This is a genomic window from Sodalis sp. (in: enterobacteria) (assembly GCF_047607725.1).
Classification (GTDB): Bacteria; Pseudomonadota; Gammaproteobacteria; order Enterobacterales; family Enterobacteriaceae; genus JBLKSS01.
In genome coordinates this window covers 23098-36201 of sequence record NZ_JBLKSS010000123.1, presented here as the reverse complement: position 1 = coordinate 36201, position 13104 = coordinate 23098, and the positions used below count along the sequence as shown (strand labels likewise).

The following is a 13104-nucleotide window of genomic DNA, read 5'->3' as shown; positions in this document are numbered from 1 at the left end:
TTTTGCCTATAGGCTCTATTTTGTTCTTTTTTTGTTCATCGGTATCAAATACATAAATCATCCCTAATCCTAAGAAATCCCACGAATTCCCGCCAGATCCCGCCAATTCCCGTAAGTATCAAATAAATTACTTCTCTATAACCGGGCAGGAGATTGCTCAGCGGACGGTAGTAGAGCACCCGCAGGATATGTTTCCCCTGGCGGAAACCGCGTCCCAGGTGGGAAAGCAGCATGCTTCTGAGGCTCTCGCGATCCCCCACCAACTGCACCAGCTGATCGATGCGATCTTGCTCGAGGAGTTCGCTGGCGCGCTGCTGCTGCAGCCCGAGACCGGTATAATGGAAGTCCAGCCAAGAGCGTTTACTCCGCCCAGCCTGGGAATGCCAACTGAGCCAGCACATGTGCTGCATGCTTTTCAAAAGCGAACGGACGTGGCGGCGCGAGCAATTGAGCTGTAACGCCAGTTCGCTGAGCGTGGTGTCGCGGGATTCGCCCTGATAGCTTTGCCACAGGCGTATGAATTGCTGCTGTAAACGCGGTGAGGCCATAAAAGGGGAACCCTCCCTGAAAAGTCATCTATTTTTCTTTCCGTATATTACGCCGATACTCACTAGGCCGAAAGCGCGGCAGGATGCACCTCCTCAACGCTTGGCCGGTGGGCCAGCCAGCCGGCAATGCCGCGGTGCAAACGATGCAATGGACAAGCGCCTAGACACCCTAACTCTTGAATCAGTTGATGATCACCGGCCGGCGACGCATGGCGCCGGCTTTTTTTGCGCGCAGGACGTCGCGTATCGCGCGTTAGCGCGCTGCGTTCGCGAGCAGTAGCGGGTGGGGGGACGGTAGCGCATATTGCCGCGCGGCGGTAGTCATCACGGCCAACAGGAGAAAGGGCAGGTCAACAGCGACACCACAACGCTAAGAACGCGACGACAGTCGCGGTGAGAAATAAAGATGCGCGTTGCCGCGGCGGATAATGGCAATCGTTGCCGCGTTAGCTAACGATCAACGCCGCGGCGGGTCAGGGGCGGTAGGGCTCTACCGACCGCGTGGCGCAAACGTCGCCGGCAGAGGCTGACGCCGCCCCCGCCGGGTGCGGCGTCAGGGGGCTGTCAGTTCAGAAAGGCCGGCTGACGGCTTTCGTATTGGCTTATCGCCTCATCATGCATCAGCGTCAGGCCAATACTGTCGAGGCCGTTTATCAGGCAATGGCGGCGGAAGCTGTCTATCTCGAAGGGATAAACCTCATTGCCGGCCACCACCTGTTGCCGCTCCAGATCGACGGTAAAGGTCATCCCTTCCTGCGCCGCCGCCATGGCGAACAGCGTGTTTACCTGATCTTCCGGGAGCGTAATCGGCAGTAACTGATTGTTGAAGCTGTTGCCGTAAAAAATATCGGCAAAGCTGGGCGCTATCACCGCATGGAAGCCATAATCGGTCAACGCCCAGGGCGCATGCTCACGGGAAGAGCCGCAGCCGAAGTTTTCCCGCGCCAGCAAAATGCTGGCGCCGCGGTAACGTGGCTGATTCAGCACGAAATCCGGGTTGGACTGTTGCCCGGCGTCATCCAAAAAGCGCCAGTCGTTAAATAAATGCTGTCCGAAACCGGTGCGGGTCACCTTTTGCAGAAACTGCTTGGGGATGATCGCATCGGTATCAACGTTGGCGGCATCAAGGGGCACCACGATGCCGGTATGTTGCATAAATTTAGCCATCACTCTTTCCTTAATTCAATTCGCGGATATCGGCAAAACGGCCGGCCACCGCCGCCGCCGCCGCCATCGCGGGGCTGACCAGATGGGTACGTCCGCCGCGGCCCTGACGGCCTTCAAAATTGCGGTTACTGGTCGAAGCACAGCGTTCACCGGGATTCAGGCGGTCGTTGTTCATGGCCAAACACATAGAGCAGCCGGGCAGGCGCCATTCAAAACCGGCCTCGAGAAAGATTCTGTCCAGCCCTTCCGCTTCCGCCTGCGCTTTGACCGGACCCGAGCCGGGCACCACGATCGCCTGCACGCCGGCGGCGACGCGGCGGCCGCGGGCGACGGCGGCGACGGCGCGTAAGTCTTCGATGCGCGAGTTGGTACAAGAGCCGATAAAGACCTTGTCAATCGTCACGTCGGTCAGACGGATGCCGGGCTGCAAATCCATATAGGCCAGCGCCTTGGCGGCGGAGTTCCGCTCCACCGGATCGCTGAACGACTCCGGCGACGGGATAAGCTGATTGACGGCAATGACCTGTCCGGGGTTGGTGCCCCAGGTGACCTGCGGCGCGATATCTTGCGCATCCAGCGTCACCACCTTATCGAAATGGGTATCATCGTCGGATTTCAGCGTGTCCCAATACATGACGGCTCGGTGCCAGTCGTCGCCCTTGGGCGCGAATTGCCGGTTCTGCAAATAGGCGTAGGTCGTGTCGTCCGGCGCCACCAGGCCCGCTTTGGCGCCCATCTCGATCGCCATGTTGCAAAGGGTCATGCGGCCTTCCATGCTGAGCGCGCGGATGGCGTCGCCCCTGAATTCCACCACGTGGCCCGTCCCGCCGGCGGAGCCGATTTTACCGATTATCGCCAGGACGATATCCTTGGCGGTAATGCCGGGGGCGGCGTGCCCGGTCACGTCCACTTTCATGGTTTTGGCCCGGCCCTGTTTCAGGGTCTGAGTCGCCAGCACATGTTCCACTTCCGAGGTGCCGATACCGAACGCCAGCGCGCCGAAGGCGCCGTGGGTGGCGGTATGGGAATCGCCGCAGACGATGGTCATCCCCGGCAGGGTCATCCCCTGTTCCGGGCCAATGACATGCACAATCCCCTGGTAGGGGTGGTTCAGGTCATACAGCTGCACGCCGAATTCCGCGCAGTTTTTCATTAACTCCTGCATCTGGATGCGGGCCATTTCGCCGCAGGCGTTAATATCTTTGGTTTGCGTGGACACATTATGGTCCATGGTGGCAAAGGTTTTGCCCGGCTGACGGACGGTGCGCCCTTGGGCGCGCAGGCCGTCAAACGCCTGCGGTGAGGTCACTTCGTGCACTAAATGGCGGTCGATATACAGCAGCGGCGTTTCGTTCTCCGCTTCATAGACCACGTGTGCATCATATAATTTTTGGTATAACGACTTGCCCATGTTAATTATGCCCCTTGACTGATTAACGCGGCGATAATATCGCCCATTTCGCCGGTGCCCGCCGCGCTGCCGCCGCCGGCCAGGTCGGCGGTGCGGTGGCCGGCTTCCAGCGCCTGATTGACCGCGTGCTCAATGGCGTCCGCGGCATCGTCCAGCCCCAGGCTGTAACGCAACAGCAGGGCGGTGGACAGAATCTGCGCCACCGGGTTGGCGATATCTTTGCCTGCGATATCCGGTGCCGAGCCGCCGGCGGGCTCATACATGCCGAAGCCCTGTTCATTCAGACTGGCCGAGGGCAACATGCCCATCGAGCCGGTAATCATGGCGCATTCGTCGGAGAGAATATCGCCGAACAGATTGGAGCACAGCATCACGTCAAACTGGGACGGATCTTTAATCAGCTGCATGGTGGCGTTATCGATATACAAATGCGACAGCGCCACCTCCGGGTAATCCTGCGCCACTTGATTAACCACCTCGCGCCACAGAATAGAGCTTTGCAGCACGTTGGCCTTATCGATGGAGGTGACTTTGTTGCGCCGTTTGCGCGCCGATTCAAAGGCGATACGGGCGATACGCTCAATCTCGAACCGGTAGTAGACTTCAGTATCGAAAGCGCGCTCGTGCGGGCCGGTACCTTCGCGGCCTTTCGGCTGCCCGAAATAAATCCCGCCGGTCAGCTCGCGCACGCACAGAATATCGAACCCGCGTTCGGCGATATCGGCCCGCAGGGGACAGTACGCCTCCAGCCCCGGATACAGGCGCGACGGCCGCAGGTTGGAAAACAGCTTGAAGTGTTTACGCAGCGGCAGCAGCGCGCCGCGCTCCGGCTGTTCCACAGCCGGCAGATGTTCCCATTTCGGGCCGCCCACCGAACCGAACAGAATCGCGTCAGCCTGCTCGCAGCCGGCCAAGGTGGCGGCGGGCAGCGGGCTGCCGTGACGGTCGATAGCCACGCCGCCCACATCATATTCGCTGGTGGAGATGCGCACGCCGAACCGCTGGCGCACCGCATCGAGGATCTTATAGGCCTGCGCCATGACTTCCGGGCCGATACCGTCGCCGGGTAAAACCGCAATATGGTAAGTCTTGCTCATCATTACACCGTTTCCTGCATATCCTGACTGTTGTTGTGCTGGTGCAGGCGACGCAGTTCGATACCGACCTGCCGCGCGCGCCAAATATTGTTCATCGCATTGACCATCGCCAGGGTGGAGGATTCGATGATATCCGTGGCCAGACCGACGCCGTGGAAGCGGCGTCCCTCATATTCCACCACGATATCCACCTGGCTCAGCGCATCCCGGCCGTGGCCCTTGGCGGTCAACTGGTACTTCTCCAATTGAATGGGGAACTGCGTAATGCGGTTCAGCGCCTCGTAGACGGCATCTACCGGGCCGTTGCCGGTGGCGGCTTCGGCGTGGACGTCGTCACCGCAGGCCAGTTTCACCGAGGCGGTGGCGATATCGGCGGAGCTGGACTGAACGCTGAAATAGTCCAGGCGGAAATGCTCCGACTGTTCCTGCTGATTGTTGATAAACGCCAGCGCTTCCAGATCGTAGTCGAAGACCTGGCCCTTTTTGTCGGCGAGCTTCAAGAAGGCGTCATACAGCTCGTCCAGGGAGTAATCGCTTTCCTGATAGCCCATTTCCTGCATGCGGTGTTTCACCGCCGCGCGGCCGGAACGGGAGGTCAGGTTCAGCTGTACCTCTTTCAGGCCGATGGTTTCCGGCGTCATGATTTCGTAGTTCTGGCGATTTTTTAGCACGCCGTCCTGATGAATGCCGGAAGAGTGGGCGAAGGCATTGGCGCCTACCACCGCTTTATTGGCGGGGATCGGCATGTTGCACAGCTGGCTGACCACCTGACTAGTGCGGTAGATTTCTTGATGATTAATGCCGGTGTGGACGTTCAGCAAGTCCTGGCGCACTTTAATCGCCATGATCACCTCTTCCAGCGCGGTATTACCGGCGCGTTCGCCGATGCCGTTGAGGGTGCCTTCCACCTGACGGGCGCCGGCCTGGATCGCGGCGATAGAGTTGCCCACCGCCATGCCCAGGTCGTCGTGGCAATGGACTGAAATGATGGCTTTGTCGATATTTGGCACCCGTTGGAACAGTGAGGTGATGATGCCGCCGAACTGATTCGGGGTGGTGTAGCCCACGGTATCGGGAATATTGATCGTGCGCGCGCCGGCGTTGATGGCGGCTTCGACGATGCGGCACAGGTTATCGATCGGGGTACGACCGGCGTCCTCGCAGGAAAATTCTACGTCATTGGTATAGTTGCGCGCGCGTTTCACCGAGTGCCCCGCCATTTCTACCACCTGGTCAAAGCTCTTTTTCAGCTTGGATTCCACATGCAGGGTCGAGGTGGCCAGGAAGACATGGATACGGAATGCCTCCGCCACGCGCAGCGCTTCGGCCGCGACATCAATATCGCGATCGACGCAGCGCGCCAGGCCGCATACGCGGCTGTTTTTGATCTGACGGGCAATGGTTTGCACGGATTCAAAGTCACCGGGGGAGGACACCGGAAAACCCACCTCCATGATGTCAACGCCCATTCTTTCCAGCGCCTGCGCAACCTGCAGCTTCTCTTTCACGCTCAGGCTTGCCTGTAATGCCTGTTCACCATCACGCAGCGTCGTATCGAAAATAATGACTTGTTGGCTCATGGTCGATCCTTATTCTGTAGGTTTCCGCACACGGCAGGCATAAAAAAACCCGCGCAGTGCGCGGGGTTTTATCTGGAGTGGCCCGAATTCAGTTCTGAATACCGTGCACCAGCCTGCCGCGCATCATTTCTGCGTGTAGTAATAGGCTTAGTAGACGGATAGACGTGAACATAAACTCTCTGCATTCCAATAGTGAATTCGTTTAGTAAGGTTATTGGTACCGCATCCGGCGCGCGCTGTCAACCGTTCATCGCATTCGCCCGGGCCTAGCGTGGGATCTGCCGGCGTGTGCTTTTACGCACCCCTGCTAAAATTGACGTATAGACAGAAATAACCCGCCAAAAATAGGGGGATATCCAGTGTAATATCTTACCGCGGCGCGCTGCGATAGCGTAATAAATATACCCGTTATTAGCGCGGGGATTTTTGCTGTTTGCCTGCATCATTAACAGGCGCTATCGTAATCGGCCATAAAATATAACAACACCGTATTTAGGGTGCTTATTCCCTGTCCCTCACGACAATCGGAAAGGCGTTCCGCTGTCGGCGTAATACTGTAAGCCTGGAGGCAAACCATGGAGATGTTGTCAGGAGCCGAGATGGTCGTCCGGTCATTGATTGATCAGGGCGTAAAGTAGGTATTCGGTTATCCCGGCGGTGCCGTGCTGGATATTTATGATGCATTGCATACGGTCGGCGGGATCGATCATGTGCTGGTGCGTCACGAACAGGGCGCGGTGCACATGGCCGATGGCTACGCCCGCGCCACCGGCGAGGTCGGCGTGGTGCTGGTCACCTCTGGTCCCGGCGCCACCAATGCGATGACCGGCATCGCCACCGCCTATATGGACTCGATTCCGCTCGTGGTGCTGTCAGGCCTAGTGGCCAGCTCGCTGATTGGTTATGACGCCTTTCAGGAGTGCGATATGATAGGGATCTCGCGTTCGGTGGTGAAACACAGTTTTCTGGTGAAGAAAACCGAAGATATCCCGCAGGTGCTGAAAAAAGTCTTCTATCTCGCCGCCAGCGGTCGGCCGGGGCCGGTGGTTATCGATCTGCCCAAGGACATCCTAAGCGCCGCGCACAAACTGCCCTACCTTTACCCCGATTCGGTGTCGATGCGCTCGTACAACCCGACCGTACAGGGGCATAAAGGGCAAATCCGGCGCGCGCTCACGACGTTGCTCGCCGCCGAGCGGCCGGTGGTTTACACCGGCGGCGGAGCCATTACCTCCGCCTGTCACCGCGAACTGCGCCAGCTGGCGGAACAGCTCAATTTGCCGGTGGTGAGCTCGCTGATGGGGCTGGGCAGTTTCCCCGGCAGCCATCGGCAAAGCCTCGGTATGCTGGGTATGCACGGTACCTTCGAGGCGAATATGGCGATGCATCGCGCCGACGTGATTTTCGCCGTGGGTGTGCGTTTCGATGATCGCACCACCAATAACCTGGCGAAATACTACCCGGATACCACGGTGCTGCATGTTGATATCGATCTGGCGTCGATCTCCAAAACCGTCACCGCTGACGTGCCGATCGTCGGCGACGCCCGCCATGTCCTCGACCAGATGCTGGAACTGCTGGAGCAGGGCGAAAGCCGCCAGCCGTTCGACGCGCTGCGCGACTGGTGGCGGGATATCGAGCAGTGGCGCGCGCGCCTGCCTTAAATACGACAGCGGCAGCGATAAAATCAAACCCCAGGCGGTGATCGAGACGCTGTACCGACTGACGCAGGGCAACGCTTACGTCACCTCCGACGTGGGCCAGCATCAGATGTTTGCCGCGTTGTATTATCCGTTCGATGAACCACGACGCTGGATCAACTCCAGCGGTCTGGGCACCATGGGCTTTGGCCTGCCGGCGGCGCTCGGGGTGAAAATGGCCTTCCCGCAGGAAACGGTGCTGTGTATCACCGGCGACGGCAGTATTCAAATGAATATTCAGGAGCTGTCCACCGCCCTGCAATATGATTTGCCGGTGGTGGTGGTCAGTTTGAACAACCGCTATTTGGGCATGGTGAAGCAGTGGCAGGACATGATTTATTCCGGCCGCCACTCCCAATCTTACATGGCGTCCCTGCCGGACTTCGTGAAATTGGCGGAGGCCTATGGTCATGTCGGCATCGCCATTGAGCGGCCGGCCGAGCTCGAATCCAAGCTGGCGCAGGCGCTAGCGGTGAAAAACCGTCTGGTGTTCGTGGACGTGATGGTGAATGGAACGGAACACGTTTACCCCATGCAGATCCGCGGCGGCGGTATGGATGAAATGTGGTTAAGTAAAACGGAGAGGACCTGATCATGCGCCGTATTTTATCAGTATTACTGGAAAACGAATCCGGCGTGTTATCCCGGGTGATCGGGTTGTTTTCCCAGCGGGGCTACAACATTGAAARTTTGACCGTGGCCCCCACCGACGATCCTAGCCTTTCGCGCATGACCATCCAGACCATGGGCGACGAGAAAGTGCTGGAGCAAATCGAAAAGCAGCTGCACAAAATGGTGGACGTGCTGCGCGTCAGCGAACTGGTGCAGGGGGGCGGCAGTCATGTGGAACGGGAGATTATGCTGGTGAAAGTGCAGGCCAGCGGATTCGGGCGCGAAGAGGTCAAACGCTGCGCTGAAATCTTTCGCGGTCAGATTGTCGACGTCACCCCGGCCATTTATACCGTACAGCTTGCGGGCACCAGCGAGAAATTGGACGCGTTTCTCGCCACCGTGTGCGAAGTGGCGGAAATCGTTGAAGTCGCCCGCTCGGGCATTGTCGGGCTGTCGCGCGGCGACAAAGTGATGCGCTGAACGCTTAACTAACGGGGGGCTGCAGTCGGCGTTATCGGCTGAACGTCCCTTATTGTTGCGCCGGGCGCAAAGTTTGCGTCGCCCGGCGGATGATTGCCTTAACGCCGAGCTGAACCCTGCGCCCGGCGCGTTTCCCCCGAATCGGCAGGATAGGCCCTGAGGCCGTATCTGGCCGGGTTTAACTGGGACGGCGGGACGGGTTTTTAAGCCGTGCCAGGCCTGATACCGTGCGGTAGTCCTGTTGCCGTTTCTTCCACTGCATTCATGATGTCAGCAACGTCAGCCGGGTGCTTAGGGCGCTCGCGACGGGCTGCTGGATTTTCCCTTAGCATTTTGTGCTGATAGTTGTAGCATGGTTGAATTCCCCGGTGCGACTATGGACATTCGGGCAAAGGGTTAATTGATAAGCATAAAGGGGTCTATGTGAAACTGGATGAAATCGCGCGCCTGGCTGGTGTTTCGCGCACAACCGCCAGTTATGTCATTAACGGCAAAGCGAAACAATACCGCGTCAGCGATAAAACCGTGGAAAAGGTTATGGCAGTGGTCAGGGAGCATAATTACCATCCAAATGCGGTCGCCGCCGGCCTGCGCGCCGGACGTACCCGCTCCATCGGCCTGGTTATCCCCGATCTGGAAAACACCAGTTATACCCGCATCGCCAACTATCTCGAGCGCCAGGCACGTCAGCGCGGTTATCAGCTATTGATTGCCTGTTCGGAAGACCAGCCGGACAACGAGATGCGCTGCGTGGAGCATCTGCTGCAGCGGCAGGTGGACGCCATTATCGTCTCTACCGCCCTGCCGCCGGAGCATCCGTTCTACCAGCGCTGGGCTAATGACGCCTTCCCCATCATCGCTCTCGATCGCGCGCTGGATCGCGAGCACTTTATCAGCGTCGTCGGCGCGGATGAGGAAGATGCGGAAATGTTGTCCCAGGAGCTAAGCCAGTTTCCGGGGGAGCACGTGCTGTATCTTGGCGCGCTACCGGAACTGTCGGTGAGTTTTCTGCGCGAACAGGGCTTTCGGCGCGGCTGGGGGCAGGATCGGCGCAAGCCGGACTTTCTCTATGCCAACAGCTACGAGCGTTCAGCGGCGGCGGGGTTGTTTGACCGTTATCTGGAGAGCAATCCGATGCCGCAGGTGCTGTTCACCACCTCGTTTTCACTGCTGCAGGGGCTGATGGACGTGACGCTGAAACGCAGCGGCCGGCTGCCCACCAATCTGGCTATCGCTACGTTCGGCGATAACGAGCTGCTGGATTTTCTGGAATGTCCGGTGCTGGCGGTTGCCCAGCGCCATCGGGAAGTGGCGGAGCGGGTGCTGGAGCTGGTGCTCGCCAGCCTTGACGAGCCCCATCGACCCAAGCCGGGCCTAACGCGTATTCGCCGCAGTCTGTTCCGGCGCGGTCAGCTAAGCCGGAATTAATCACGCGCCGCCGGGCCGGGCGCCGACGCTATTGTCGGGACGGCGCTGAGGTGATCGGCAATGTCCCGGTCACCCGGAACAGCCGGCGGCAATATTCCAGGAAGTAGCCATACATCACACCGAGCACCATAGAGGCCACCGCATTGCTGGCCACTGCCGCTATCAGCTGCCGCCACTCTACTCCCACCGCCAGAAGAATGACCGCGTAACCCGGTGATTGAAAGCTGAAATACGCCAGCAAATCCGCCAGATTACGGGTCCAGAATTGTTTGGGCCCGTGCAGCCATGCCAAACGCAGCACCGCGTCGCGATACTGGCCAAACGGCCAGGCGATAATCACATTGACCGGAATCGCCAGCAGACGCGACGACAGCGACTGCTGTAGGCTCATGCCGGACAGCAGGATCTCAATTGCCATCCCGGTAAAAAAACAGTACACCACCAGCGCAAAGGTATCCGCCGCGGCACTGCGTAAACGGGATGATTCAGCAAACATGACGTAACGGCTCCAGCGCGAAAAGATCATGGGCGTGCGGCGAGGGAAGCGGCAGCCAAAGTGGTTTGTAAGGCATTATTTATGCTGAGTAGAGTACATCACTGCCTGTATTAAGTTAAGTAACTTATAATTTTTATTTAAATGTTAAGTGTCGATATTTGTGCCAATAAAATGACCGTTGGGGGGCCTTGGGACGATTTCTCGCCGTCAGTTAATGAAAAATAATGATAATCAATTGGTTGGATGTGATACGTTTGCCGCTGACCGTGCCGGTGATTTAACGCCCCACCGCGGTGAGAAAAATGAATTGCGCCGCTTTTAGGAATAGTCTGGCGATAAAATAAAGCGGGCGTTTAACCAATAAACATCTGATGATAAAATCAACAAAGATTAGGGCATATAAAAGCAAAGGTGTATTTTAAGCCGCCGAACAGAACGCTTCCACCGGATTAATAAAGACGTTAAAATAACCGCGTAGTATGAAAAAAGAGGAATGGTAAATCCTTCTGTTACTCCCCCCTTGCTTCATCCGCCCAAGCGTCGCGCGGCGCTTTCCCGCTTCCTGGAAGTCCGTCAAACCGGTTTTTTGGCCGTCAGGGGTTTGGCAGGCGCGAATATTTATATTTTTAATTTGTACAGAATGAAGATGAATAGAGTGATGTTATTTTTAGCTTTTTTTCGCGATGTATTACTCATTCTCCTGCCAAATGGTAATTACCGATGTAAATAATCCCTTCTGAGTCATTTAGTCGCTTGACAATGTTTTGACACCATTCGTACACTCTTTTGCGTGGGAATTTGTGGGGTAAAGTGGTGATTAAGGTTTTTAAGGGGTAAACGGACGCATGTTTCGTGGCGCAACCTTGGTTAACCTTGACAGCAAAGGCCGGCTCGCCGTGCCTACCCGTCATCGGGAAAAACTGAATGAGGAATCGGCAGGTTTAATGGTGTGTACCATTGACCTCCATCAGCCATGTCTGTTGCTTTACCCCCTGCCGGCCTGGGAAATCATTGAACAAAAGCTGTCGCGATTGTCGAGTATGAACCCCGCGGAACGCCGGGTGCAGCGGTTGTTGCTGGGGCATGCGAGCGAGTGCCAGATGGATGGCGCAGGCAGAATACTGCTCGCGCCGACGCTCCGGCAGCATGCCGGACTGTCAAAAGAAGTGATGCTGGTTGGGCAATTCAATAAGTTCGAGTTGTGGGACGAACAGACCTGGTATCAACAAGTCAAGGATGACATCGACGCTGAGCTGTCGGCGGAGCTACCGCTTACCGACCGGCTGCAAGACTTATCGCTATAGCCATGTCAGAGAATTATTTACATACCACCGTGTTGCTGGATGAAGCGGTGAAGGGGCTGAACCTCCGGCCAGATGGCGTCTATTTGGACGGAACTTTCGGACGCGGCGGGCATTCACGTCTTATTTTGTCAAAGCTGAATGCGCAGGGACGACTGTTCGCTATCGATCGCGATCCCGCGGCCATCGAGGCGGCGAGGGTCATTGATGATGCGCGTTTTACCATTATCCATGGGCTGTTTTCCGCCATGGCGGATTACATGGCGGAAAGGGACCTGCTGGGCCGGGTTGACGGCATATTGCTGGATCTGGGCGTCTCGTCGCCGCAGCTTGACGATCCGGAACGCGGCTTTTCGTTTATGCGCGACGGACCGCTGGATATGCGCATGGACACCTCGCGCGGTCAGTCCGCCGCGCAGTGGCTAGCGCAAGCGTCGGCGGAGGATATTGCTTGGGTGTTGAAAACCTTCGGCGAAGAGCGCTTCGCCAAGTGCATTGCTCAGGCCATCGTGGCGCGGAATCGCCAGCAGCCGATGACCCGCACCCGCGAACTGGCGGCGTTGATTGCCGACGCCAGTCCGTTTCGCGATAAGCATAAGCACCCGGCGACGCGCAGTTTCCAGGCGATCCGCATTTACATCAATAGCGAGCTGGAAGAAATCGAACGGGCGCTGGACAGCGCGCTGACGGTGCTGGCCCCCGGCGGTAGGTTGTCGGTTATCAGCTTCCATTCGCTAGAGAATCGGCTGGTGAAACATTTTATCCGTCAGCACAGCCGCGGGCCGCAGGTGCAGGCGGGTCTGCCGCTCACGGAGGCGCAGATCGCCGCGCAGCACCAGGATCGGCGCCAACTGAAAGCGGCCGGGAAAATGCAGCCTTCGGCGCAAGAGATTCACGATAACCCGCGCGCGCGCAGTTCGGTGCTGCGCTTCGCCGAGAAGCTGGCGTCATGATCGGCAACGAACGGCACGGTCTTATCGGGATCATCGGCAGCGATCTGTTGCGCCACGGCAAGCTGCCGCTGCTGTTGCTGATTGCGGTCCTGGTCTCGGCTGTCCTGGTGGTGACGACCACCCACCAGACCCGGCGGCTGACCGCTGAACGTGAACAGATGGTCCTGGAGAAGGACGCGCTGGATATCGAGTGGCGCAACCTGATCCTGGAAGAAAACGCGCTGGGCGATCACAGCCGTGTTGAGCGTATCGCCACCGAGAAGCTGCAGATGCAGCATGTGGATCCGTCCAAGAGAATATTGTGGTTCAACCGTAATCTACACAGGGATCG

General features: G+C 57.7%; 9 protein-coding genes and 3 pseudogenes. 6 read left to right on the top strand and 6 right to left on the bottom strand.

The features are described 5' to 3' along the window. Positions 1-143: 143 nt before the first annotated feature. From ACMX3H_RS11050 to leuA, 5 genes and pseudogenes are all read right to left on the bottom strand, one after another. Positions 144-548: pseudogene (locus ACMX3H_RS11050) on the bottom strand (SgrR family transcriptional regulator); the annotation flags it as partial. A 564-nt stretch (positions 549-1112) separates the two neighbouring features. Then, positions 1113-1715, bottom strand: a complete 603-nt coding sequence (leuD, locus tag ACMX3H_RS11045; RefSeq protein ID WP_415210874.1) for a 3-isopropylmalate dehydratase small subunit — start codon at positions 1713-1715, stop codon at positions 1113-1115. Between the two features lie 10 nt (positions 1716-1725). Next, the gene (gene leuC / locus ACMX3H_RS11040) at positions 1726-3126 is read right to left on the bottom strand and encodes a 3-isopropylmalate dehydratase large subunit (protein WP_415210873.1); all 1401 of its coding nucleotides are present in this window, start codon (positions 3124-3126) and stop codon (positions 1726-1728) included. A gap of 5 nt (positions 3127-3131) precedes the next feature. Beyond that, positions 3132-4223, bottom strand: coding sequence for a 3-isopropylmalate dehydrogenase (gene leuB, locus ACMX3H_RS11035; protein ID WP_415210875.1), 1092 nt, complete (start codon positions 4221-4223; stop codon positions 3132-3134). Positions 4224-4225: 2 nt separating this feature from the next. Next, positions 4226-5803, bottom strand: a complete 1578-nt coding sequence (gene leuA, locus ACMX3H_RS11030; RefSeq protein WP_415210872.1) for a 2-isopropylmalate synthase — start codon at positions 5801-5803, stop codon at positions 4226-4228. A gap of 575 nt (positions 5804-6378) precedes the next feature. Between leuA and ilvI the strand changes: the two are divergent. The 3 genes and pseudogenes from ilvI (at position 6379) to cra (ending at position 10023) form a co-directional block, all read left to right on the top strand. Then, positions 6379-8095 (top strand): annotated as a pseudogene (gene ilvI, locus ACMX3H_RS11025) (acetolactate synthase 3 large subunit). A gap of 2 nt (positions 8096-8097) precedes the next feature. Next, entirely contained in the window at positions 8098-8595 is a 498-nt protein-coding gene (ilvN, locus tag ACMX3H_RS11020) for an acetolactate synthase small subunit (RefSeq protein ID WP_415210871.1), read from the top strand. 423 nt (positions 8596-9018) lie between these two features. Continuing rightward, the gene (gene cra, locus ACMX3H_RS11015) at positions 9019-10023 is read left to right on the top strand and encodes a catabolite repressor/activator (protein WP_415210870.1); all 1005 of its coding nucleotides are present in this window, start codon (positions 9019-9021) and stop codon (positions 10021-10023) included. Positions 10024-10051: 28 nt separating this feature from the next. On the opposite strand, the gene ACMX3H_RS11010 is transcribed toward cra, so the two are convergent. After that, positions 10052-10519 (bottom strand): L-alanine exporter AlaE, encoded by a 468-nt coding sequence (locus ACMX3H_RS11010; protein ID WP_415210869.1) that lies wholly within the window; start codon positions 10517-10519, stop codon positions 10052-10054. An 845-nt stretch (positions 10520-11364) separates the two neighbouring features. On the opposite strand from ACMX3H_RS11010, the gene mraZ reads away from it, so the two are divergent. From mraZ to ftsL, 3 genes and pseudogenes are all read left to right on the top strand, one after another. Next, positions 11365-11823: a division/cell wall cluster transcriptional repressor MraZ gene (gene mraZ / locus ACMX3H_RS11005; protein ID WP_011410413.1), complete on the top strand. Its 459-nt coding sequence runs from the start codon at positions 11365-11367 to the stop codon at positions 11821-11823. Positions 11824-11825: 2 nt separating this feature from the next. Continuing rightward, complete coding sequence (gene rsmH / locus ACMX3H_RS11000; protein WP_415210868.1) at positions 11826-12773, top strand: 16S rRNA (cytosine(1402)-N(4))-methyltransferase RsmH; 948 nt, start codon at positions 11826-11828, stop codon at positions 12771-12773. Continuing rightward, positions 12770-13089 (top strand): annotated as a pseudogene (ftsL, locus tag ACMX3H_RS10995) (cell division protein FtsL). The gene rsmH and the pseudogene ftsL overlap by 4 nt, the downstream one beginning before the upstream one ends. Positions 13090-13104 lie beyond the last annotated feature (15 nt).

What these genes read in the sequence shown, in the direction of transcription:
- leuD (WP_415210874.1), bottom strand. Translation starts at nt 1,715, where the DNA reads ATGGCTAAATTTATGCAACATACCGGCATCGTGGTGCCCCTTGATGCC.
- leuC (WP_415210873.1), bottom strand. Translation starts at nt 3,126, where the DNA reads ATGGGCAAGTCGTTATACCAAAAATTATATGATGCACACGTGGTCTAT.
- leuB (WP_415210875.1), bottom strand. Translation starts at nt 4,223, where the DNA reads ATGAGCAAGACTTACCATATTGCGGTTTTACCCGGCGACGGTATCGGC.
- leuA (WP_415210872.1), bottom strand. Translation starts at nt 5,803, where the DNA reads ATGAGCCAACAAGTCATTATTTTCGATACGACGCTGCGTGATGGTGAA.
- ACMX3H_RS11010 (WP_415210869.1), bottom strand. Translation starts at nt 10,519, where the DNA reads ATGTTTGCTGAATCATCCCGTTTACGCAGTGCCGCGGCGGATACCTTT.
- mraZ (WP_011410413.1), top strand. Translation starts at nt 11,365, where the DNA reads ATGTTTCGTGGCGCAACCTTGGTTAACCTTGACAGCAAAGGCCGGCTC.
- rsmH (WP_415210868.1), top strand. Translation starts at nt 11,826, where the DNA reads ATGTCAGAGAATTATTTACATACCACCGTGTTGCTGGATGAAGCGGTG.